This is a genomic window from Streptomyces sp. Ac-502, assembly GCF_045222935.1.
Taxonomy (GTDB): Bacteria; Actinomycetota; Actinomycetes; order Streptomycetales; family Streptomycetaceae; genus Streptomyces; species Streptomyces monomycini.
In genome coordinates this window covers 931892-954061 of the sequence record NZ_JBHFFO010000001.1, presented here as the reverse complement: position 1 = coordinate 954061, position 22170 = coordinate 931892, and the positions used below count along the sequence as shown (strand labels likewise).

Genomic DNA, 22170 nt, shown 5'->3' with positions numbered 1-22170 from the left:
AACACGCGGCGTCTTGGAGAACCTTGGATGCCATGCCTGGTGTACGAGGCAACAGGAAGGTCGTCGGGGTTGCCGGCGCGGCTTCGTCTTGCGAACATGCGTCGGATGTCGCGAAGACCTGACGTGACAGTCAAGATCGATTCGGGGTGGCGGCATGCGGGCGTGGGTGGTCAGAGCGGGGCGGCGGGGCGAGCGTGAGGCGGAGGCACTGGAGCGCGGGCTGGTGATCGCTGGCTGGCCCGGTACCGAGGACCTTTCCAGCAGTACCGGTCGCAGCGAGATACGCCATGTCGTTGATGCTGCATATCCGGATGAAAACGCGTACACCCGCGGCAACTGGACGGGCCAGCTCTTCCGCTTCCGGCACGAGATGGCCGTGGGCGATCTCGTCGTGCTGCCCCGAGCCGACGGCACGTACGCGATCGGCTTTGTGACCGGTGAATACGCATTCCGGCCGGGCGAGCCGGACGGAATGCGTCACGTGCGTCGCGTCGATTGGAAGATCAGGGAACTGACGCGTGACACCTTCCGGCCGGATCTGTTGCAGTCGCTGGGGTCGTTGCAGACCGTCTTCGAGCTGCGCCGTTACGACGCGGCGAGGCGTCTCGCGGAGGTGGTTCAGGGGAATGCCGACCCGGGCAGGCCGGATGACGGGGAGCCTGGCGCGAGCCTGGTCGCCCGACGCCAGCTGATCGAGAGGGTAGGGGACGAGGACCGTCAAGCGGCTGAACCCACCCGGCTCACCGTTCGCAAGCTCCTGGAACTGTGGGATGCGGAGCGACGCTCCCCGGCTGCCGTGGCACGGATCCAGCGCGACCTCGACGACGCGGGCCTGTTGTCGATTCCTCCCTTCACGGAAGGCACGCTCGACAGCGTCATCGCAGTGGTGGCGGCGGGCGAAGAACCTGTCGCGGACGGAGCCACTCTGCTCACGCGGCTTGCTCGTGCCGAGGCAGTGGGCGAGCCTGCCGGTGCACCGACCTTCGGGGAGAGCACGCCGGAGGCTCGAGACATGTCCGGTGTGGTTCAGCGCGTGGTCGGAGCGACGCACACGGGCCTTCCGGGGCAGCGAGCGGGCAACACCGACCGAGGCGCGGGGGCGATTTCGACAGGAGTGCCGACCGCCAATGCGGACGAGGCCGGCGAGGTGGACGCGGACGGGGGCACGGGGCATCCGTCTGTCGCCTATCTCGTGGGCAACCTCCCCTCGGCGAACGTCCCCGTTGACTTCGTAACGCCCGCGGATACTCTGGCGAACGCGCAGACTCGGATGATGCTGAAGGAGTTCAGTCAGCTACCCGTCCTCGACGATAATGGCCGGTTGCTCGGCGCCGTCAGCTGGACATCCATCGGTGGTGCGCTGATGTTCAGTCCCGACGCGACTCTCGCCGACGCCACCGTCCCCGCTCCGGAAGTCCCTGCGACGGAACATCTCCTCGATTGCATCGGTCTGATCGAGAAGCACGGCTTCGTACTGGTCAGAAACGACGCGCACCGGGTGTGCGGGATCGTCACTCCGTCTGACATCGCTGTCGAGTTCCGCACTCGCGTCAGCCCGTTCGTACTGATCGAAGAGGTCGAGCAGCGACTCCGGCGGATCGCCGACCGGTGTCTCGGTATCGAGCACATCCGTGCATGCATCGCGAAGACGAACAAGAAGAGGGCGGGTCTGGCCGAAGACGCCTCGGCGCTCAGCTTGGGCAACTACCCCCACCTCTTCAGGGACCCGGCTGCCTGGGAGCACGCTCGGCTCCCTCTCGACCAGAAGCACTTCACCGATGCCCTCAAGCAATGTGCCGAGCTGCGCAACGACCTGATGCACTTCAGTCCGGACCCGATCGGTCAGGAGGAGATCGACTTCCTGAACGGTCTGCTCGGTCTGCTGCGGAAGCTGGATGCGTCAGGATGACGGCCTCACAGACCTGGGATTGTCGTCCCGAGTTCGCGAGAGGGCTCCCGGCCACAGAGCGGTGATCAGTATGCTGATGCGGTGATGTGTCATTGCCTACTCCCTCCGCCCATTGCTTGCGCCAAGGCGGACATGTACGTGCCGGGGGCGGTCGCATCGTTCGAGCGGCCGGCGGGGGAGTCAGGTGAGCGGCTTGAGCCATCCGGAGCGGATCGGGCCGTACGCCGTCGAGCGGCGCCTCGGTGCCGGCGGGATGGGGGAGGTCTACCTCGCCTATTCGGTGGCGGGCGACCCGGTCGCGGTGAAGGTGATCCGACCCGAGCGCACGAACGCGCACAGTCGGGCACGTTTCGAACGAGAAGCGGCCATCGCGCGCACCCTGACTGGCACGGGGCGCGTCGCTCGCTTCATCGATGCCGACCCGACCGCCGACCTGCCCTGGCTGGCCACGGACTACGTCCCAGGCCGCTCCGTATACGACACCGTGGACCACGGCGAGCCGCTGTCCGTACTGCACGTGGCCAGCTTGGGCGCACTCCTGGCCGAAGGGCTCGCCGCCGTGCATGCCGTAGACCTGGTACATCGCGATCTCACGGCCAAGAACGTCATGATGGGCGACTTCGGCCCGGTGATCATCGACTTCGGGCTCGGCGCGTTCGTCGGTGCGGAGAAAGGCTCGATGTCCCAGGACGGCACCATCCTGGGCACGGTGGCCTACATCCCCCCGAGCAGGCACTCGGAGTGACCGATGTGACACCGGCGGCCGACGTCTACGGCCTAGGGACGGTGCTGCTGTACGCCGCCACAGGCCACGCGCCGTACAGCGGAGTTTCGTGGCCCGCCGTCGCCGCCCAGGTGTCCAACCCTGAGGTCGCCCCCGACCTGTCGGGACTGCCCGAGGAGCTGGCGGCAGTCGTCACACCGATGTTGGCCCACCGGCCGGATGACCGCCCTTCCCTCGCGCACGTGACGCGCCAGTGCGCCGACCTCCTGCGTCGCATGGGCACGAGCCCGGCCCGAGCCCGCCGCTCCCTGATCGAGCAGACGACGCCCAAGGACCATCCCACGATGGTGCTGCCGCAGCCCGACGCGCACATGCTCGATCGCCTCGACGAGCTGGACCGGCAGTTGCGCGAGGAGTCGGAGCCGGAGCCGCCCGTGGTGGACGAACCGGCTGTTCCCGCCCCGGAGCCCCCGAGCAGAGGGCGGCCTCCAGCCTCCCGCCGGGTCGCCGGTGAGCTTCGCGACCGCTATGCGGCACGCCGAGAACTGGCCTGGTCAAGCCGCTGACACGACCGTGACAGCGCGGCGGCTGTTGGCCGGCACAGCCCAGCGGTACACCTGAGTACGACACCACCAGCGTCATATCCGACGCGTAGCAACAGCATCAGAGGAGCAGCACGTGACCACGGCGAAGCAGCCCGAGATACCCGAGGCGCGCGACGCCGCCCCCGGGGCCTCGCCGGGCACGAAGGCGGCATTAGCGCCCGGCGCCCAGGTGCGCGTGCGTGACGAGCAGTGGTTGGTCAAGTCCGTCGATGAGTCCCGCGACGGGTTGATGCTTGAGGTCAGCGGCGTCTCTCCGTTCGTACGCGGCACCGACGCGGTCTTCTACGAGGGCCTTGACCAGATCGACGTCCTCGACCCGCGCCGCACCCGACTGGTGCCTGATGACACCTCCAAGCACGCCAAGGCGCGCCTCTACCTGGAGGCGGTCATCCGCAAGACTGCCCTCCCACAGACCGAGCACGGTCTCGCGCTGGCGGACTCGCACCTCATGGACCGGCAGGAGCATCAGCTGCGCCCCGCTGAGCTGGCACTGTCCATGCGCAACCCACAGCCCCGCCTCCTGATAGCCGACGTGGTGGGCCTCGGCAAGACCCTTGAGATCGGCATCGCCCTGGCCGAGCTGATCCGGCGAGGCCGTGGCGAGCGCATCCTCGTGATCACCCCCGCGCACGTGCTCGAACAGTTCCAGCGCGAGCTGTGGACCCGCTTCTCGCTGCCCCTCGTACGGCTCGACTCCACCGGCATTCAGCGCATCCAGCAGGAGATCCCGGCCGGGCGGAATCCCTTCGCGCACTTCAAGCGGGTCATCGTCTCGGTCGACACGCTCAAGTCAGCCACGTACGCGCACCACCTGGAGAACATATCCTGGGACGTGGTGGTCATCGACGAGTCGCACAACCTTGTCAACAAGGGCACCCGCAACAACCGCCTCGCCCGTCGCCTGGCCGAGCACACCGACGCGCTGATCCTGGCCTCCGCAACCCCGCACAACGGCGACGCAGAGTCGTTCGCCGAGTTGATCCGCATGCTCGACCCGGCAGCGATCGCCGATCCGAAGAACTACAAGGTCGCCGATCTCGACCACCTCTACATCCGGCGTACGAAGACCGACCGTGAGGTGCGTGACGGTCTCAAGGACAAGCCATGGGCCGAGCGCGGTCCCTCGCTTCCGGTCCCGGCACCGGCGACCCCCAAGGAAGCCGCCGTCCTGGAGAAGCTCGCAGCCGAGTGGACCCCGGGCGAGACGGACCGGTCCTCGGCGTGTGCCGACCCACTGGTCGCCTACAACTTCCTCAAGTCGTTCCTCTCCTCGCACAAGGCCTTGCAGAAGTCCGTCACCAAGCGCCGCGCCTACCTGGACGACCCCAAGCGCAAGGACGACACCGACGAACGCCGTGCCGCGCTTGCCACCGAGCGAACCGCGCTGACCGAACTCGACGCCCTGCTTGCCGACTTCACCGACGCCGACTCCGCCAAACTCGACGCCCTCGTACGCACCCTCAAGGACCTCGGCGTCGGCCCGCGCTCGGAGCGACGCGTCGTCGTCTTCTCGGAGCGGATCGCCACTCTGACCTGGCTCGCCCAGGCGGTACCCGCACGACTCGGCTTCAAGCAGAAGGCGACCGACACCGATGAGTCCCGCCCTTGGAAGGCGTACGGCGGCACCGTCGAGGTCATGCACGGCGATACGACCAACGACCAGCAGCAGCGCGAGATCGTCGACCGCTTCGGCCGCGCCGACGAACCCGTACGTCTGCTCTTCACCGGCGACATCGCCTCCGAGGGCGTCAACCTGCACCACCAGTGCCACGACCTGATCCACTACGACCTGCCCTGGTCCTTGATCCGCATCGAGCAGCGCAACGGCCGCATCGACCGCTACGGGCAGTCCGTCAGTCCTGAGTTCCGTGCCATCACCCTCACCGCCGACGTGCCCTGGCGGCGCGACGAGGAGACTGGCGAGCAGCTCACCCTCGACGACCGGCTCGTCGGCACCCGCCTGTTGCGCCGAGAGGCTCAGGCTCACGAGATCGAGAGCGGCGAGGGCAGCGCGGAGGCGGTCACGGGCCTGTACGACGACAAGAAGGAAGAAGACCGCCTCACCCGCGATCTCATCAAGGGCAGCACGGTCGACCGGTCCATCAAGCAGTCCCAGGAAAACGCCGGCGGCGTCCTCGCCGATCTCCTGGCCAATGCCAATGCCCGTCTCACCGACCCCACAGCAGCGCAAGCTGTCAGCGTCACGGCCCCGGTGCGCGAGGCCGATGTACCGCACGTCTTCGCCGATACCCGGGCCTACTTCCACGCCGCGATGGATCTGATCTATCCGGAAGCCGAGCGTGAGGCCCTCAACTGGCGGCCGGAGACGGCTGGGGGCCGCATCGAGTTCACGCCGCCCGACGATCTGCAGTACCGGTTCCGCGAGCTGCCCAAGTCGTACCTCGTACAGGAGAAGATCCTCACCACACCTCGGTACGACGGCACCCTGAAGATCACCTTCGACAAGGCGTACGCCGCCCAGCGCCTGGAGGCGGCCCGCAACGTCAAGCAGGGCAAGAGCGACGAACCCACCTCGCAGTGGCCCAACGTCAGTTACGTCGGCGACATCCACCCGGTTCTGGACTGGATGACGGACAAGGTGCTCGCCAAGCTCAAGTACGACGAGGCGTTCGTCCTCGCCTACCGGGCCGATGCGGCCAAGGCCGCGGCCATCGATCCCGGTCTTCCGGCCGCGCTGACCGGGCCGGTCTTCCTCCTCCAGGGCGCCTACTCCAACGCGGCGGGCCGCCCGACGGTCGTCGAATGGATGGCAGTCACAGGCTTGGCCGAGGCGAATCCCCGCGTCTGGCGCATGGATTCGGCCTTCCTCACCGCCTGCGGAGTCGGCCCCGGCATGCCGGCCCGCGACAAGCCCGTCGAACCCGAACTCCTCCAGTCCCTGGTGTCCCCGGCCGTTGATGCCGCCGAGGCGTACCTGCGAGAGCGCCGCGCCGACTACGACCGGCAGGTCGACGCCTACCTCGCCCCGTACGAGGAGAAGGTGCGGGACTGGGAGCAGGAGGCCCTGTTCGCGGTCGGTACCGGCCAGCGGAAGCAGGAGGTGTTCGAGACCGCCGAGCGGCGTCGTGCCCTCGTCCGCCGCCTGCGGACCGAGGGAGACCCGATGTTGCGGGTCCTCGCCGCACTCGAACCCCTGCACTCCACGATCGCCGGCGACGCTGAGGAGCCCGCCCGATGAGCTATACCTACGACTCCTTCGCCAACCGCGGCGAATACCTGGCAGCCCACTACTTCAGCGAGGAGCTGGAGAACACCCTCAAGCGCAACAAGGCGGGCGAGGAGGGCCTGTTCAGTCTCTGGACCAACCGCGAGACCGACCCGCACGACTCCCGGCTCACTCCGCGCGAACTTCTGCCGAAGCTGCGTGGTGAGTACACCGCCACCGTACGGCCCCACCTCGCGGCCCGGGCGCAGGAGGGGTACGAGGACATCACCGACGAGTGGGCCGAGCGGGTCACCGCCTGGCACACGGACGTCCTCGCGGCCCTGGGGTACGAGGACCCGGGCGGCCGGACGCTCACCGTGCACAACGCCGGCAGGGAATACGATCTCCAAGTCGCCTGGCACGGTGACGGTATCGTCGCCCTCGACTGCGGCTGGACCGACAGTCTGGATGACGCCCTCGATGCCGACGGGCCGGGGGCGGTCCTGCACCCGCTCAAGACCGCCGAGGGCACGCTCACGGCTGGGGAGAAGCTGGCCGGCTGGCTGTTCCAGAGCGAACTGCACGAGGCGGGCGGCGAGGCGCCTCGCATCGTGCTCCTGCTGTGCGGCGGAGTCCTCGTGCTCGCCGACCGCACCGCCTGGGCCGAAGGCCGCTACATTGCCGCGAGTCTGGACGCGGCCCTGGCCCGTAACGACACCTCGAAGTCCGGCGAGCTCGCACTGCTCGCCGCACTCTTCTCCCGCGACATGCTCGCCCCGCGCACGGACGGCAAGGGCCGCCGCATCGACGACCTGCTCAAGGCGTCGCGCGACAATGCCGTCGGCGTCAACTCCGAGCTGCGCAAGGGGCTTCAGCGCTCCGTAGAGATCATCGCCAACGAGGTACTGGAGCGTCTGCGCGAGGCGGGCGTCGAACCGATCGAGATCGAGAACCCGCAGCAGGGTCCCATCGCCAAGCAGCTCACCCGCGAGTCGCTGCGCTACCTCTACCGCATCCTGTTCCTCCTGTACGCCGAGGCCCGCCCCGAGCTCGGCATCCTGCCCGCCGACGACTCCACGTACGAGGCGGGCTACTCGGTCGCCCGCCTGCGCGAGCTGGTGGCACGCGAGCGCAAGCTGGTCGATGAGGAGAGCCGGGGCGGCTTCCACCTGTACGCGTCCCTCGACGTTCTCTTCAACAAGGTCAACTTCGGGCATCGTCCGCACGGTACCGAGCGAGATGATCACTTGGGTGCCGGTGAGCGCAGTGAGCTTCGCGGGCTGCGCTTCGAGGCGCTGCGCAGCGAACTCTTCGACCCGAAGGCCATCACGCTCATCGGCCGCAACGTCGTCCACCCCGAGTGCGACGAGGAGACGCAGCCGCAGTGGCTCGACCTGCGGCTGCGCAACGAGGCCCTGCACCAGGTACTGCGCCTGCTCACCATGAAGGAGGCGGGAGCGAAGGGCCGGCAGGGCGGCTTCATCTCGTACCGCAACCTGGGGATCAACCAGCTCGGCGCGGTCTACGAGGGGCTGATGTCCTACACCGGCAGGATCGCGGACGAGGAGCTCGCCGAGGTCGCCAAGCCGGGCAACAAGAGCGGCGGCAAGCAGTACGGAGACCCCGAGAAGGGTTCGTGGCTCATCCCCGCACACCGGCTGAGCGACTACCCGGAGAACACGCACGTCGTGTATTCCGCGCAGGACGCCGAGCAGTACGGACTGCGCGGCCCGAAGAAGTACGCCAAGGGGACATTTGTCTACCGTCTCGCGGGACGCGACCGCGAGACCTCCGCCTCGTACTACACCCCCGAATCCCTGACCAAGGTCACCGTCGAGCTGGCGCTCAAGCACCGCACCACGGCCGAGACGCGGGCGAGCGACCTGCTGAAGTTCACGATCTGCGAGCCGGCGCTCGGATCTGGCGCGTTCTTGAACGAGGCGATCAACCAGGTCGCTGAGGAGTATCTGAAGCGGCGGCAGGAAGAGCTGGGCGTTAGCCTGGACACGTCGAAAGCGCTTGATGCGAAGCAGAAGGTCAAGGCGTACATCGCGCTGCACAACGCGTATGGGATCGACCTGAACGCGACGGGTGTGGAGCTGGCGGAAGTGTCGCTGTGGCTCAACACCATGCATCCGGGTATGCGAGCGCCTTGGTTCGGATTACACCTGCGGCGCGGCAACTCACTTATCGGCGCGCGTCGTTGGGTGTTCGAGGCGGACCGGGTGAAGAAGGAGCGGACGATTGGCGCGCAGACGCCGACGAAGCTGCCGTTCCGGTCGCGGGAGGACGGCGCAGAGCAGGCGCTCCCCAAGGGGGCTGTGCACCAGTTCTTGCTGCCGACGCTCGGGTGGGGCGCCGTCGCGGGCGCTAGCGGGGACGCCAAGAACCTCGTCGAGAAGCTGGCCGGGGAACAGGTGCGGCGGCTGAAGGCATGGAAGAAGGCGATCGCCGCCAAGCCTAAGTCGACGGGCGGGAAGAGCAGTGAACTGGCCCGGCTGCAGGCGGTGGCGCGGCGCGTCGAGTTCCTGTGGCAGCTCGTCGCCAAGCGGATGGAGCTCAGCGAGCGGGAGATCGCGCGCACAATCGACGTGTGGGGTGCCGAGGGGGAAGAGTACGGCTTCCTGCGGCGCGACAAGCATAACGCGGGCGATGGTGCGCTGCCGCTGACCAAGGAGCAGGTTTTCGCGGACCTCTTCGAGGCGGAGGGATCTCCGTACTGGCGGCTCAAGCAGGTCATGGACGCGTGGTGTGCGCTGTGGTTCTGGCCGCTGGATCAGGTGGGGCTGCTCGACGGGTCGGACCCGGAGTACGCGACGACGCCGGTCGTCGCGGCTGGAGAGGGCGTCGACCTTGACGGGCTGCTGGCGTCGGTGGTGGAGACGCCGGCGCCCCGGTACGTCGAGCAAATCACCTTCGAGGACGAAGGCAAAGGCGAGGTCGTCGAGCAGCAGGAGATCAAAAAGCGGGCGGCTTCGGGGGCGAAGAAGAAGAGGAACGGACCGGCACCTCGTCGAGCGATCGTCCCGCTGACGAACCTCGCAGACTGGCTCGACTTTCTTGAGTCCATGGTCGGCAGGAGGGACCTGCAGGAGGGCACGATCGTCTCCTCCGTCGACTCGCTGGAGGAGTTGAAGCACCTCGAAGAGGTGATCCAGGCCCAGCCCGAGATGGACATGGACGAGCCCCGGAAGGCGGTAGAGCAGCGGTATCCGTGGATGCGGGTGGTGCGAGACATCGCCAAGGAACAGGGTTTTCTGCACTGGGAGTTGGACTTTGCGGGGGTGTTCGCCGGGAAGAATGGAGGGTTTGACCTGCAGGTGGGGAATCCGCCTTGGGTACGGCCGGACTGGAAGGAGAACGCGGTCCTTGCCGAGTACGAACCCTGGTTCATGCTCACAGAGAAACCGAAGGCCGAGGAGAAGCATCGGCGGCGAGAGGCCGAGTTGGCGCGGGGGGTGCGCAAGAGTACCTGCTCGGCGAGATGACGAACACTGTGACGATGGCGTCGTACCTGGCGGCAGAACCGGTGTATCCGTTGGTCTCGGGAAGCCGACCGGACCTCTATCGGGCGTTCATGTGCGAGGTGTGGGACCACGCGGCGGGCTCGGGAACAGTCGGCATGGTGCATCCGGACACGCACTTCGCGGGGGACAAGGAGGCGGAGCTGCGGGCGGCGGCGTATCGGCGGTTGCGCATTCACGGTGATTTCGTCAACGCCGGAAACCGCTTCTTCCCGCCGCCCGTGGGGCGGTCCAGCCACTTCGGCGTGCACATCTACGGTGCTGCCGGAGAGATCGACTTCGACTCGCTGTCGTGGCTCTTCTCCGTAGACGTGCTTCGCGGGTCCGCCAACGCTAAGGAAGAAGGTGTCGACCCTGGTGTCAAGTACGACGGGGACTGGGACGGGCGCCCGCACCCGAAGCGAGTGGTCCGCGTGACCACGGACACCCTGAAACGCTGGCAGCGGCTCGCCGGTGACGAAGGGCCGGTGGAGCACACCCGGCTCCTCACGCCGGTGAGCACCGCCGAGGACCCAGCGATCGATGCACTCGGCCTCTACCCCCTGCGACTCGGTGAGCTGGGCCCGGACATCACCCAGGGGTACAACGAAACCACTGCCAAGAAAGCGCAGTTCGGTCCCAGCAAGGACCAACGGCTCATCGACTTCAATACCGGCATCGATGGCCAGCACGATTACTCCGCGGCGTCGTGGAGCGAGGTACTTCTGAAGGGCCCTCAGATCGGCGTGGCCAACCCGCTGTTCAAGCAGCCGAGCCAGGGCGGTGGCGAGGTGCGCGGACTCAACCCGCAGGCGCTCACGGATGACGCGGTACCGGAGTCGGAGTACCGGCGGGTGGCCTCGGAGGACGTGTTCTTGGGGGCGCAGGACCGGTGGACCGACTGGGATGCGTACGAGGCGCTGCTCGCGTCGAATGAGGAGCGGGAGCTGGCGCGGCTGAAGGTTGCCGAGAAGCGGAAGGTGTTGTCGGAGGACGTCGAGGACGCAGAGATCGAGGCGTTTCTGTGGGCGAAGGCCGGTACGCCGTACAGCGAGCGGTACAGGGTGGCGTGGCGTGAGATGGTCGCGCCCGATACCGAGCGAGCGCTGTACGGGGCAATCGTCCCGCCTGGCACCACGCACATTCACGCAGTCCGTTCCACCCGAGTAGCGAGCCCTCGTGGAACATCCCTTATGGCTGGCTTCCTGGCTTCGTTGCCGTTGGACTACCTGTTGCGTACTGCTGGCGTTGGGCATCTTGACGTTGCTCAGGCCAAGCGCTTGCCAGCACCGCAGCCGGATCACCCCCTAGCCCCCGCCCTCCTCCTCCGCACCCTCCGCCTCAACTGCCTGACCAACGCCTACGCCGACCTCTGGTCCGACCTCTACGACCACAAGTGGCAGGCATACGAGCCCTGGGCGATCGCCTGGCCGGGCATGCGGACAGAGCTGCACGCCGTCGCCCCCACCTGGCAGCGCGACACCGCACTCCGTACCGAGTACGCCCGTCGCGCCGCGCTCGTGGAGATCGACGCATTGGTCGCCGTATGGCTGGGCATCGATGCGGACACCCTCATCGCCATGTACCGGGCCCGTTTCCCGATCATGCAGGACTTCGATCGCGTCACGTACTTCGACGCCACCGAGCGGAAGATTGCTGGGGACCGCTACACCTACGGCTTCGACCAAACCAAGGACCACTGGACCCAGTTCGAAGCCTTCCGTGAGGCCGTAGGCGCCCCGACACCCGATGGCGTGCTCCCCGCCGAGCCCGCCACCCCGCTCCCCGAGTCCGCCTCCGTCCCCGACGGCTACACCGCTCCCTTCTACAAGGCCAACCGCGAGCGCGAGATGCGTGCGGCCCACGCCTACTTCACCCAGCGCCTTAACGAGGACATCGCCAAGGGTCTGTGGGACCCCGTCAAGATGGAGGTTCCGAAGCCGTGAGGCCGACGCTCGAAGCGCAGGGGCTGAAGGAGAGCCTGCTCCAGTACCTGTCCACCACATACGGGCTCGCCGACGAGGGTGTGCGGAAGGCGCTGCACGCGTTTCTCGGGGACGAATCGGCCGGGATGTTCCGGGGCCGTACCTCCGTCTTCGGACCCCCTTCACCCGTGCCGACGACGGCTGGCAGGAGCACCTGGACTGGCGCCGTACTGACGGCTGGGCACCGTACGCGCACCAGGCCCGCGCTTTCGCACGCCTCACCACGCGCAACGGTCACACTCCTGAGCCCACCCTCGTCACCACCGGCACCGGCTCCGGCAAGACGGAGTCGTTCCTTTACCCGGTTCTCGACCACTGCGCCCGCGAGCGCGCCGCAGGTCGTAACGGCGTCAAGGCCGTCTTCCTCTATCCCATGAATGCCCTGGCCACCGACCAGGCCGGCCGTATCAACGAACTGCTCACCGAGCACGACGCGCTGAACCGCGTCCGTGCCGGCCTGTACATCGGGGACAAGGCGGCGACCGAGTACGACCGGGTCTACACCCGTCGCCAGGACATGCAGCTGTCCCCGCCGGACATTCTGATCACCAACTACAAGATGCTCGACCTGCTCCTCCAGCGTGCCGCCGACGCACCGCTGTGGGAGGGGTGCGACATCCGGTACGTCGTCGTCGACGAGTTCCACACGTACGACGGCGCGCAGGGCACCGATGTGGCCATGCTCCTGAGGCGTCTCGCCTCCGCCGTCGGGGCCACCCGCCCCGACCGGCCGCTGGGGACGCTCACGCCCCTCGCTACCTCGGCGACCCTGGCCTCCGGCACGGACGCCGGTGGCGTACGCGACCTGGTGACCGTAGCCACGAACGTCTTCGGCACGGCCTTCACCGAGGACGCGATAGTCGGCGAGGACCGGCAAACCGTGGACGCGTTCATCCCCGGGGCGAAGTTCCTGCCCGGTGAAGTCCCGTTTCCCGAGGCGATCACGACCCTGCCCGATCCGGCGTCCGGCCCCGACGCGCTCGCCGCACTCGCCGAGGTCGTCACCGGCGTTCGCATCACTGACCCGGTCGAACTTGGGCGCGCCCTCAAGCGCAACCGGCTCACGTACGCCGTCCTCAAGGCCTTCGACGGCAACGTCCGTACGTACGACGAGATCCTCGATGTGATGCGCCGCAGCGGCGCGAAGCGCTGGGAAGAGGCGATCACCACCCGCCCGCACCTCGCCGCGCTCGCCCTCGCCCGGTTCGTCGCCCTGCTCTCCGTGGCGCGCGATCCGGACGCGCCCGCCGGTCTCGTCCGTCCCTTCGTGCAGGTGGAGCTGCATCAGTGGGCGCGGTCCGTGTCGCGGATGCTGCGGGGTGTGCTGCCGTGGCCCCGGGCCGAGTTCGCGTGGGACGGTGACGGGGCGCCGACGCCGTCACGGGCCACGCCGGAGACCACGACGTCCCGTGGCACTGACCTGTTCCTTCCCGCTGTGTACTGCCGGGAGTGCGGGCGTTCCGGGTGGTCCGTCCTCGCGCCCGAGTCGGATATGGAAGAGTTGACCCTCAAGGCCCACAAGATCCGCCGGGCCTCCGTCACCGCCGACAAGGCCAAGTTGCGCACCCTGGTCGCGGCTACCGACAACGAGGCCCGCGAGGGCAACGGCCGGACGAAGATCGACCGCGCGTCGCAGAAGACGCTGACTGCTGGTGGTGCCGGGGTTCTCATGATCTTCGATGGTGCGGCGGGCCGACTTCGCCTGCCCGACCCGATCGAGGACTACGACGGCGACGGCAACCCACGCCCGGCGACCGCCGATTCGGCCTTCGTACTCGTCCTCCTCGGAGACACCGCCGAGCGGGCCGCCAAGGACGACTGGTGTCCGGCCTGCGGCACCCACAACGCGATCCGCTTCCTCGGAACGGGCTCGGCCGCCCTTGCCGCCGCGTCCGTCACCCAGCTGTTCACCGGCGGGGAGATGGACAGGGAACAGCGCGAGACCAAGACGCTGCTGTTCAACGACTCGGTGCAGGACGCCGCGCACCGGGCCGGGTTCGTCGCGTCGCGCTCGTACACCTTCTCCCTGCGGGCCCTGTTCGCCAAGCACCTCAGCGAGCAGCGGCCCAGCGCCCTCAACGACCTGATCGCCGACGTCGTCGAGGCCACCACCGACCGCGAGACGCTCGCCGCCGTCGTACCGCCGGACCTGCACGACGACGCGGGTGTGGACCGGCTGCTCTCGGGCAAGGGGCGCGGCGGGGACAAGCGGACGTGGGACCTCATCGGGGAGCGTTTCGCGTTCGAGGCGGCGATGGAGTTCGGCCACCGCTCCCGGAACGGGCGCACCCTGGAGCTGACCCGTACCGCCGCCTCCTGGGTGGACATCCCCGATGCACAGGCCGCGATCGCCCTCGTGCGTACCGCACACGCAGAGGCCGCGCAGCGCGGGCTTCAGATCACCGAGCACGACGACGCGCGCTATCTCGTCTTCCTGCGCGGGACGCTGGAGCGACTGCGCACGCGCGGCGCGGTCGGCCACCGGTGGCTCGCCAAGTTCCTGGACGAGGCGGGGACCAGCCGCTTCTACATCTGGGGCGGCCGACCGCGCGGTATGAAGGCCTTCCCGAGTGGAGTCGCCGCGCCGACGTTCCTCCTCGCCCGCCCCAAGGACAAGAGCGAGTTCGACTTCGCGGCCGGGCGCCTGTCCTGGTTCCAGACGTGGGCGCAGCGCTGCCTGGATCTGACCCGCGAGCAGGCCGACGACTTCTGGGTGCGCCTCCTGCCCCGCCTCGCCGACGCAGGCCTGCTCTCGGCGCGCACTCCGCGCGACACGACAGCCCGTTTATACGGGCTCCAGCCCGGTGCGCTGCGGCTGCAGCTGCTTGCCGACAAGGAGGTCAACGAGGCGTACGTACGCTGCCCCAAGTGCTTCTGGGAGCAGACGGTGCACCCCACGCTGCTCGACCAGTACCACCAGCAGCCCTGCCCCGCGTACCGCTGCTCGACCGGACGGCTCATCGCCGGGGATCGGTGGCGGGAGACGACAGACCGTCACGATCGGGACCGTGACTACCGCGAGGACTACTACCGCAGCCTGTACCGGCGGGCCGGCACGTACCAGGTCATCACCGCCGAGCACACGGGTCTGCTCTCCCGCGCCCGGCGCGAGCGCGTGGAAGAGGCCTTCCGCAAGGGGAGGGGTTCAACGACCCGAACGTGCTGTCCTGCACGCCCACGCTGGAGATGGGCATCGACATCGGCGACCTGTCCGCCGTGGTGCTCGGCGCGCTGCCGCGCCGGCCGGCGAACTACGCGCAGCAGGCGGGGCGCGCGGGGCGGCGTACGGGCAATGCGTTCCTCCTGACGATCCCGGACCGTTCGCGACGTGACCAGTACTTTCTGGAGCAGCCGCGCGAGATGATCGACGGGCTGATCGTGCCGCCCGGATCGTACCTCTCGGCGATCGAGATCCTGCGCCGCCAGTACACCGCGCATCTGCTCGACCTGGCGGCGCGCGGACGGCTGCTGCGCGAGGACGGCAAGCCGCTGGCCGCACTGTCGCGGAGGGTGGACGAGCTGTTCGGGCCCTCCGGCTACCTCGCCGACCTCACCGATGCCGCCCTCGCGCACGGAGAGGAGCTCGTCGCGGGGTTCCTGGCGCTCTTCCCGACCGGGGTGAGCCAGACCGCCGCCGAGGAGCTCAAGCAGTACGCGACGCGCGGCATACGCAGCGCCGTGGAGAAGGCTGAGCGGGAGTGGGAGCGCGAGAACAACAAGCTGCGCACCCGCATCCGCACCATCCGGGCGGCGATCGATGAGCTGAAGGACGGCGACGAAGAACAGGCCCGCACAAAGGCCGAGTTGGAGGCCGAGTGGCACGCCCTGTCCAAGGCGGGCGGGGCTCGGCAGCGGCAGCCGTCCCAGAACGTGCTGTGTGACCTGGGGCTGCTGCCGAACTACGCGCTGGCCGACGCCACGACGACTCTGGACGCCACCGTCTACTGGCCCGAACCCACGCCGGCCGATCAGAAGCCGCGCTACAAGTCGAAGACGTATTCCTACGAGCGGCCGCGCGCTTACGCGCTGTCCGAACTCGCCCCCGGGAACACCTTCTACGCCGAGGGCTACAAGCACCGCGTCACCGGCATCGACATCGTCACCGGCAAGGAGCAGGACTGGCGCACCTGGCGATTCTGCCCCTCCTGCGGGTTCGTGCGCACCGAGCACGCCGAGAGCGACATCGCACCCTGTCCGCGCTGCGGCGACGATGGCATCACCGACTCCGGCAGCCTGTGGCAGATCGTGCAGCCCACCGTTGTCACCGCGCGCGCCAAGCGGGACGACGCGCGGATCGGCGACGAGAGCGACGACCGCGACCGGCGCTACTACACCGTCATCGATACGGTGGACATCGCCCCCGAGCACTTCGTGGCCGGAAAGTCCTGGCGGCACAAGCGTGAGATCTTCGGCGTCGATTACACCCGCAGGGCCGTGGTCCGCAAGGTCAACGCCGGGCCGCTGCGCATCGGCGCGCAGGAGAACGACCAGCTCGCGGGCCACAGCGTACGCATCGCGCCGTTCCAGGTGTGCATCTCCTGCGGGGCCGCCAGCGCGGACGGGCGGCCGGTCTTCGACGACGACCGTGACGCCGTCGACAACTCCGCCAACCGCCAGAGCGACGTCAAGCACCACACCCCTTGGTGCCCGGTGCGACGCGGAGCGAAGGGCGTCCCGCAGGAACAGGTCCTGCTCGCCCACGAGCTGGAGACGGAGGCCCTGCGCATCCTGCTGCCTGCCGCAACCGTCCTGGTCGAGGAGAAGATCCACTCCTTCCAAGCCGCCCTGCGCCTCGGTGTGGACCGCGCCTTCGGCGGCGACCCGCAACACCTGGACACCACGCTCGCCTCCATGCCCGACCAGGCCACCGGCGAGAAGCGCAACTTCCTTGTCCTGTACGACAAGCTGCCGCACGGCACCGGCTACCTCGACCGGCTCACCGCCCCGGCCGACTTCCGGCAGGTCCTTGAGAATGCCCGCAGCATCCTGGTCGACTGCCCTTGCAACGACGAGAGCAGGGCAGCATGCCACCGCTGCATGCTGCGTTACGCCGAGGACCGGCACGCCGAGTACATCTCGCGCCAGGCCGCTCTGGAGATCCTCGACGAGCTGCTGGGCACCGACACCGACGCCTGGGACACCGAACAGGTCGGCAACACCGACCAGATCGGCCTGGACGGACAGGTCGAGTCCGACCTCGAGACCCGGTTCCTCAAGGCCCTGCGCGGCTGGGCCGCCAAGCGCGATGACACCGTCCTCGACGAGAGCGGCGACAACAGCGGATACCTGCGCCTGGACGAGGCCGGCACGGTGCACGGCTGGCGGCTCACCGCTCAGCGCAACGAGGGCTTCACGCGTACCGACTTCACCTTCGAACGCACCGACGGGCCTAAGCAGAAGATCACTGTCTACCTGGACGGGCACCGCTACCACGCCACGCGCAAGCACAACCGGCTCGCGGGCGACGCCGACAAGCGCAACCGGCTGCGCGCAGATGGCCGGATCGTATTCCAGCTGACGTGGGACGACCTCGATGCCTTCGAGCAGAAGGCCTCGGTTTCCGGTGCGGGTGGGGCCGCGCGGGAGACCGCCGAGGCTGTGTGGCCGCCGTATCCGCACAGCGCTCGCGATGTCGCCAAGCAGCTGTACGGCGGCGGGGACGACCTCGCCGACACCGTCTTCGCCGACCCGATGAGCATGCTGCTCTCCTACCTGCGCGGACCGGACAACCCGCTCTGGGGCAAGCGGGCGACCGCCGTGGTGGGAGGCCTCCTGGGAGGCGACACGGAGCAGCTCGTCGGTAACGGCACCCCAGAGCAGGCGCGTGAGCGGCTCGGCCGGGTGCTTCAGGCCTGGGGCGACACCGGTGGCATCGACCCGTCACCCGTCACGGGATCCAGCACCCTCAACCTCTTCCAGGCGTGCGACGCCTCCGGCCTGCCCGTCGCACTCCTCGTCGACGGGGCCACACAGCGCTTCACCGCGCTGGTCTGTCTCGACGACACCGACCCGACCCAGCTCGGCACGCCGGAGCACAAGGCGCGCTGGCGCGCCTGGCTCCAGTGGTCCAACGTCCTGCAGTTCCTCGCGTACGACGGCGGCGACGGCGCCCAGCTGACCACCTCCGCGGCCGGCGATTTCGACCCGTCCGTACTCAAGGCGCTCGGCGGCGTCGGCGAACTCGAAACTCTCGTCATGCGCCACGGCAGCGCGGCGGCGGGAGCCGGCCTGATCGCGCGTCAACCCTCGGGTGACTCTCGCGTCGAGGCGGCCCTGCGCGACCTGCTCTGGGACCGGGGGATCCTCGAACTCCTCGACGAGGACGGCGCCGACGCCCCTCTCACCCGCCTCGCGCACCTCCTCGCCGACCGAGGAAAGAAGGCCCCCGCGTACGGCTACGAGCTCGGCGAACGAGGCTGGCTCGCCGACTTTGCCTGGCCTGACGCCGAGCGCAAGATCGCCGTCATGGTCGACCTGTATGACGAAGAGGACGAGGAGAGCGTCAAGACCTGGGGCGCCTACCGCGACGCGGGATACACCGTCCGCACCGCCGAGGAGTGGCTCGCCGACCTCGACGCGCTTCTCGCCGCACTGCCCGACTCCGACGAACAGAGTGCCGCACGATGACAGCCCGCCTGAGCCTGTACCAGAAGGCCGAGAACGAGCTCTACAAGATGGACTCGTCGGTCAAGACGAAGTTCTACGACTTCTGCCACCTCTTCCGGCAGAACCCGGAACACCCAAGTCTCGACCTCAAGCCGCTCAAGGGTGACGGCCGCATCTACCGGGCCAAGATCAACCTCAAGTACCGGGCGTTGTTGGCCCGTGCGGGGGCTGGCGCCGACGGTGTACAGCAGTGGCTGGTCGTGGCCGTCCGGCACCGTAAGGACGTCTACGAAGAGCTGTCCGTCGCGATCAACCGGATCACCGGTGAGATCGAGTTCGTCGATCTCGGTGTGGTCGGCCAGAGCGTGCTGCAGCGCGCGGGACTTCAGCTGACGCCGGCCGCGGACGAGGCGGAGGCCGGGGCCGTGCCTCAGACCGAGGCCCCGCTGCCCGCCGCCCCGGTCGGGGAGCAGCCGACCCCGGGCTCGGTCGCGGAGCCGCGTGCCTCGGTCCCGGAGGAAGAGGCGACCGTACCCGCGCCCGCTTCTGCCGCGGCCGCGCGGCCGGTGATCGGCGACTGCACCGCCGAGGACCTGCGGCGCCTCGGCGTGGCCGAAGCCCTCGTCGACCTCGCGCTCACGGTCACCACCGAGGAAGAGCTCGATCAGCTCATCGCCGGCGCCCCGCGGCTGACCGCCGAGGTTCTCACCGGGCTCGGCTCCGGCATGGACATCCAGGAGGTCGAGGACGAGATCACCCGGCCCGCCGCCGCCGAACTTGAGCCCGGTTTCGAGAACGACATGGCCGCGGCCCTGTCCCGCACCGCGGTCACCACCGTGGACGACGACATTCGCAACGTCCTGGCCGAAGGCGACTTCCGCGCCTGGAAGGTCTACCTTCACCCCACCCAGCGCAAGGCCGTCGAGAGGCACTACAAGGGCCCCGCGCGCGTCAGCGGTGGACCGGGCACCGGCAAGACCATCGTCGCGCTGCACCGCGTAGCGCGCCTCGCGTCCCAACTTCCCCCGGCCACGGCAAGCCGATCCTGCTGACCACCTACACCAAGAACCTCACCGCCGACCTGCGCTCGCGCCTCACCTCTCTGGTGGGGCCCGAGCTGCTGGAACGCGTCGACATCAAGCACATCGACCAGCTGGCCCAGGGCGTCCTCAACGAGAACACCGCCCCTGGCTCGCAGCGCTCCCTCACCACCGACGACAAAGCCCTGGAAGCCCTGCGTGAGATCCTCTTCGAGTATGACGAGAAGCGCTGGGACGCCGAATTCCTCCTCGACGAGTGGGAACAGATCGTCCTCGGCCAGTCCCTCGCCACCCGCCAGGACTACTTCAAGGCCCGCCGGGCCGGCATGGGTAAGGCCCTGACCCGTCCCGAACGCGCCGCCATCTGGAAGATCCTCGACCAGCTCACCTTGCGCCTGAACGGCATCAGCCGCGAGACCTGGGCCCAGGCCGCCGAGCGCGCGGCGCGCTATGAAATGGAACGCGCCGCCAAGATCCGGACCCGTGCCGAGCGCAAGGAAGAGGTCGGTGGCGGCGATCTGATCCACCTCGACACCAACAGCTCGGGCATGCGCTACCTGCGCCACCGCTACCAGCACATCGTCGTCGACGAGGCCCAGGACCTCAGCCCGGCCCACTGGAAGATGTTGCGCGCGATGGTGGCCCAGGGGCCCGACGACCTGTTCATCGCGGGCGACACACACCAGCGCATCTACGACCGGCAAGTCACCCTGTCCACCGTCGGCATCAACATCCGCGGCCGCTCCTCGAAGCTGACCCTCAGCTACCGCACTACCCAGGAGATCCTCGACAAGGCCGCCATGGTCGTCGGCGACGCCACGTACGACGATCTGGACGACGGCACCGACAACCTGGACGGCTACCACTCCCTGCTGCGCGGCCCTGTCCCCGAACTGGTCTCCTGCGCCGACTGGGACGACGAGATCACCCAGCTCGCCACAGCGCTGAAGAGCTGGCGCGAGGAGATCGTCCAGCCGACCGAGGACGGCACTGTGCGCGACCCCAGCGGTACCATGGCCGTCTGCGTCGTCGACGGCACCATGGCCGGACGAGTCGCCGCCGACCTGGAGATGAAGCACGGCATCACCACCGCCACCCTCACCAAGGACGGCCCGCAGGGCGGCGGCGAGGTCCACATCGGAACCATGCATCGCTTCAAGGGACTTGAATACCAGAAACTTGCCGTGGTCGGCGCGAGCGACGGCGTCCTGCCGAGCGCCACAGTCGTCGAGAAGTACCAGAAGCGGGACCCCAAGCGCTACGAACGCGAGCTGAAGAAGAGCCGCAACCAGCTCTTCGTCGCCACTACCCGCGCCCGCGACGTTCTGCGCATCTCTTGGCACGGAGCGCCGAGCCCGATCCTGCCGGTGCAGACGAAGCCGCGTGCCCGGGGAGTGCCCTGTTGACGTGGGCTTGCAGTGGTGTGGCCGTGGACGTGACCGGCCCGGTGAGAATGGGGTATCTGGAGCTGTGCGCCACCAAGCCATATGGCCTGGCGCGTGTGCGAGTGGGGCGAGCTTCCGGGTGGCAGTGGCTTCTGGGGGCGGCGTGGCGTGAACGGGGCTCTCAGTGCCGGTAGTTGCCACCGACAGGGCCGTAGCGTTTCACGTCCCTTTGTCTGTGCCGTGCTCGACGCGGCGGTGACGGCGGGTCCGGATACATGGATCCGGCGTGCTGAGGCCTTGGTCGTGGCCGGGGTCGCGGCGTATGCCTCAGCCGTCATGGTGGTGCTTGGTGAGGGGGCGAGGGGCTGGAGGAGGTGGGCGGTAGAGCGGCCAGGCCGGAGGATCCTGTGGCTTTGGCCATGATGCGTTCGGCGTAGGAGGCGGTTTTGCCGTTGCCGGTGAGGGGCTTTGGCCCAGGCGGTGAGCCGGGTGCGCATCCAGCTCACCGCGGTGAGTGGGTGAGGCGAGGCGGTCGGCGGCCACGACAAGAGCTGCGGTAAGCGCTGCGGGCAAGGCATCGGGTTCGTGTGCCGGGGCGCTGGGGTTGCCGCAGAGCTCGTGGACGAGTTGGGCCAGGGCCGTCGTTCCGAGTGCCCGTGACCGAGGCGCGGATCGAGGGCGGTCGGGTCTTCCAGCCCGGAGGCGGGCAGCATGACGGGAAGGTGCCGTGGTGACCAGCGGCGATCTGTGGGAGGGCCCGGCGTGATCTCGTGGGATCGCCGTGTCCGCCGGGTTTGACAGTGCTCTTCCCGCTTGCGGTGCTCCAACCGGAACCGCAAGGCGAGTTCAGCAAACAGAAGACACTCACTCTTCACGCTGAGGAAATGTGTCGCATGGTCGCGATCATCCACACTGATGAGGCGCTTGGAGAGGTCCGAGTTCGCCTGTCTCTCTGCCTGTCGCACTGCCGTGACCAGGTGCGACCTTGCCGACGAGTCCCTCCACGTCGTTACCGGGTTTCAATCCGCGGGATCCCCGGATTGTCCGGACACTGTGGCAGGACGATGACATCCTCGTCGGCGAGATCGCGGAACGCAGCTATGCGCAGCTCGCCGCAGACGGCTTCGGTCTCGCCCGTGCCAGCATCCCCGTACATGGCGCGGTCCGGCAGTTCCGAGACCGATACCCCAGATTTCAGACCCTTTGGGGGTGCACATCCACGTAAGACCGTGTCAGTCCAGGGGGCG

The 22170-nt window shown here is 68.3% G+C and carries 7 protein-coding genes and 2 pseudogenes; all 9 read left to right on the top strand.

Annotated features, from left to right (window positions below):
- Positions 1 to 154 precede the first annotated feature (154 nt).
- The 9 genes and pseudogenes from ACEXOX_RS04100 to ACEXOX_RS04060 all read left to right on the top strand — a co-directional run bounded on the left by ACEXOX_RS04100 (position 155) and on the right by ACEXOX_RS04060 (position 20944).
- The gene (locus ACEXOX_RS04100; protein ID WP_406519132.1) at positions 155 to 1909 is read left to right on the top strand and encodes a CBS domain-containing protein; all 1755 of its coding nucleotides are present in this window, start codon (positions 155 to 157) and stop codon (positions 1907 to 1909) included.
- Between the two features lie 193 nt (positions 1910 to 2102).
- The gene (locus ACEXOX_RS04095) at positions 2103 to 2654 is read left to right on the top strand and encodes a serine/threonine-protein kinase (RefSeq protein ID WP_406519131.1); all 552 of its coding nucleotides are present in this window, start codon (positions 2103 to 2105) and stop codon (positions 2652 to 2654) included.
- Positions 2651 to 3199, top strand: coding sequence for a protein kinase (locus ACEXOX_RS04090; RefSeq protein WP_406519130.1), 549 nt, complete (start codon positions 2651 to 2653; stop codon positions 3197 to 3199). Before ACEXOX_RS04095 ends, ACEXOX_RS04090 begins: the two co-directional genes overlap by 4 nt.
- Before the next feature lie 112 nt (positions 3200 to 3311).
- Positions 3312 to 6437, top strand: a complete 3126-nt coding sequence (locus tag ACEXOX_RS04085; protein WP_406519129.1) for an SNF2-related protein — start codon at positions 3312 to 3314, stop codon at positions 6435 to 6437.
- Complete coding sequence (locus tag ACEXOX_RS04080) at positions 6434 to 9892, top strand: hypothetical protein (RefSeq protein ID WP_406519128.1); 3459 nt, start codon at positions 6434 to 6436, stop codon at positions 9890 to 9892. The genes ACEXOX_RS04085 and ACEXOX_RS04080 overlap by 4 nt, the downstream gene beginning before the upstream one ends.
- A 14-nt stretch (positions 9893 to 9906) precedes the next feature.
- Positions 9907 to 11853 carry a hypothetical protein gene (locus ACEXOX_RS04075; RefSeq protein ID WP_406519127.1) on the top strand — a complete coding sequence of 649 codons (1947 nt, stop codon included), beginning with the start codon at positions 9907 to 9909 and terminating at the stop codon, positions 11851 to 11853.
- Positions 11762 to 12607, top strand: a pseudogene (locus ACEXOX_RS04070) (DEAD/DEAH box helicase); the annotation flags it as partial. The gene ACEXOX_RS04075 and the pseudogene ACEXOX_RS04070, both read left to right, overlap by 92 nt.
- A gap of 2444 nt (positions 12608 to 15051) precedes the next feature.
- Complete coding sequence (locus tag ACEXOX_RS04065; RefSeq protein ID WP_406519126.1) at positions 15052 to 18519, top strand: Zn-binding domain-containing protein; 3468 nt, start codon at positions 15052 to 15054, stop codon at positions 18517 to 18519.
- Positions 18516 to 20944, top strand: a pseudogene (locus tag ACEXOX_RS04060) (UvrD-helicase domain-containing protein). The gene ACEXOX_RS04065 and the pseudogene ACEXOX_RS04060 overlap by 4 nt, the downstream one beginning before the upstream one ends.
- Positions 20945 to 22170 lie beyond the last annotated feature (1226 nt).

Bases quoted from the DNA above. Each gene is read 5' to 3' on its own strand.
- ACEXOX_RS04100 (WP_406519132.1), top strand. From the start codon at position 155: ATGCGGGCGTGGGTGGTCAGAGCGGGGCGGCGGGGCGAGCGTGAGGCG.
- ACEXOX_RS04075 (WP_406519127.1), top strand. From the start codon at position 9,907: ATGGCGTCGTACCTGGCGGCAGAACCGGTGTATCCGTTGGTCTCGGGA.
- ACEXOX_RS04080 (WP_406519128.1), top strand. From the start codon at position 6,434: ATGAGCTATACCTACGACTCCTTCGCCAACCGCGGCGAATACCTGGCA.